This is a genomic window from Aquicoccus porphyridii, assembly GCF_008369105.1.
Lineage (GTDB): Bacteria > Pseudomonadota > Alphaproteobacteria > Rhodobacterales > Rhodobacteraceae > Aquicoccus > Aquicoccus porphyridii.
On record NZ_VINQ01000239.1, the window covers coordinates 1 to 353 of the forward strand.

Below are 353 nucleotides of genomic sequence, written 5' to 3' on the forward strand. Positions count from 1 at the left end.
CGTCTTCCCAGCCTGCCGGCCAGCGCCGGCAAGCAACACTGGGGCAACCTCCCCGGTGCCGCGCTGAGCCTGGCTGTCGCCGAGGCCGCCAGTTCCGCCAAGCGCTTCACCCTGCTGCTGACCGCCGACAGCCAGAATGCCGAACGCCTGGAACAGGAACTGCGGTTCTTCGCCCCCGACCTGCCGGTATTGCATTTCCCCGATTGGGAAACCCTGCCCTACGACGTCTTTTCACCGCACCAGGACATCATTTCCCAGCGCATCGCCGCCCTCTACCAGTTGCCGCAGCTCAAGCACGGCGTGCTGGTGGTGCCGATCTCCACCGCCTTGCACCGCCTGGCGCCGACCCGCTT

1 protein-coding gene is annotated in these 353 nt (G+C 66.9%); it reads left to right on the forward strand.

The features are described from left to right. Positions 1-353 (forward strand): hypothetical protein (locus FLO80_RS24335; protein WP_223145570.1); only part of this gene is annotated, 353 nt, incomplete at both ends.